Source organism: Bacteroidota bacterium (assembly GCA_039714315.1).
Classification (GTDB): Bacteria; Bacteroidota; Bacteroidia; order Flavobacteriales; family JADGDT01; genus JADGDT01.
Genome location: JBDLJM010000262.1, coordinates 1 through 2000, shown reverse-complemented (window position 1 = coordinate 2000; position 2000 = coordinate 1). Strand labels below are relative to the sequence as shown.

The 2000-nt window shown below is 32.4% G+C and carries 2 protein-coding genes; both read right to left on the bottom strand.

Annotated elements, in window-relative coordinates; all coding sequences use genetic code 11:
* Window positions 1-42 precede the first annotated feature (42 nt).
* Window positions 43-543: a hypothetical protein gene (locus tag ABFR62_14175; protein ID MEN8139564.1), complete on the bottom strand. Its 501-nt coding sequence runs from the start codon at window positions 541-543 to the stop codon at window positions 43-45.
* A gap of 79 nt (window positions 544-622) precedes the next feature.
* Window positions 623-1243, bottom strand: a complete 621-nt coding sequence (locus ABFR62_14170) for a hypothetical protein (protein ID MEN8139563.1) — start codon at window positions 1241-1243, stop codon at window positions 623-625.
* Window positions 1244-2000 lie beyond the last annotated feature (757 nt).

Below are 2000 nucleotides of genomic sequence, written 5' to 3'. Positions count from 1 at the left end.
ACTTTGTACTTTAAACTTTGTACTTTCTTTCAAACTTTTAGCCTACATATTGCTGTTAGCAAACTGTACCTGAAAATCACCTCTATAGGTCCCGGTAAATGTTGTGCCATCAACCATTGTTACAAATACATCTACAGTATAGTTATTCCCTCCATTACTTTTAATTGTAACTTCTCCTTCTTCCAGATTATGTGTAGTGATAGTTGACCCTTCAATCGCCATGTAATTAGTTAGCCAGTAATTAAGTGATTTTTCTTCATCTGCTGCCGGATATGAGTAGGTTCCTTCTATAGTTTCCTCAGTAAACGACGATACATCCAACGTCAGAACAGTCATTTCTGTTTGCGATGTTCCACTGGTAAAGCTAATAGCCGTATGTCCGATTTCACCCGAAGAAACTCCCAGCATTGTTGCTGTAGTTACTTTGAAACTTCCATCGCCCATTTCAATAGAGTTGATGTCTTTGTTTTCATCTTCCTTGCTACAGGAAATAAACATAATAAGAGCCATTGCTCCTGCTAAAAATTTAAGATTTGTTTTCATAATAATGATTATTGTTTTGGTATAATTTTCTTTTTAATATTTGTAATATGTTTTTTTATAAACTTCAAATAATAAAGTATTACAGCTTATCAGATGCCCAATTATTATATAGATCAATAACTGTTGTTAAATCCTTCCACCTGTATTCTTTATCTTTAATTTTTTTAGCTAATTCGGGATAATCGGCAAAGTATAAGGGGGCTTTTGCCCTGAACATCTGATTGTTGTTTCCGGTAGAAACTGCAGAGATCCATTTTGCTGCAGGCTCTCCTTCTCTTATACAATAATAATCGTGAAAAGTTGCACTGCCTCTAAATCCTCCAAAATCTTTTCCGCCCTGTAACTCAGAGGTGACAACAAATAAAGTTACAATACCTTCTTGTACGGTTTCTAACCAAATAGGTCCCTTAATCTTTTTTTGACTCCAACCTTTATATACTTTAAGTTGTTTTAATTCAACTTTATCTCCATCAAAATCGAAAATTATCTTATCTATTTTTACAGCCTCGATTTTTTGTGCTTTTTCCTTTTTGGCGCCTTTGTAATAAACAAATTCATCGTTGTTACCGGCAACCCAATTTGCATATCCCTGTTTAACATCTCCGCTTTTGAGGAGCAACTCAGCTTTGTAATAATTTTTTCCTGCAAATAAGTTTACAGATAATACTAACATCAGGATAAATAATATTCCTTTTTTCATTTTAAACTGTTTATTTTTATTTAATTAGTTCTATACTTTCGTTAACCTCATATACTATATTGCAGGTTGCATTTTCTTCAATAGTAAACATAATACCTGCTGTCTAAATCATTAAATACAACTATTCCTTCTACATTGGCAGGTTCTTTTTCTACCAAAATCATCTAATTTTCATCAGCAATAAAAACTATTGCCGCAATACCTGCTACCTGTGTATTAATCAAATCGGTATCTTTTCACAGATAATAATTACCGAAAAATTAAAATTAGTAATACAAGTTTCTTTGTTATATATAATTAGTAAGGAACATAAGCCGATTATATATTAATAGCCCGAAATAAGGTTTTTCTAATTTTTCAATGCTGAATTTAGATAAATAATTCCTGATCATAAGTAAATATTTTAACATATACCCCCCTGTTTTACAAGGAAAAGTAAGTGTTTCGTAGAATTTATGTAAGAAAGAGATTATCGAAATTTTCTAGTTTAAGTGTTTTACCGGTAATCAGTCCTTCGACGGGCTCAGGAACCTCAACCCGCTACAGATTTAGCCTCGTATAACTTACGCTTTGCCACTCCATTGCGTTTCTTTATTCATGACAACATTATTTTTTACCGTTAAGAACGCAAAGTTATTCGCAATGTTTCGCAAAGTTTTAAACATAAATAAAAAAGGTTCAACCCTAACTCAAATCAAAAGCAAACACCTAAAATTGCAGCTGTAATCTTTTATGCGGATAATGTATATAGTTACAT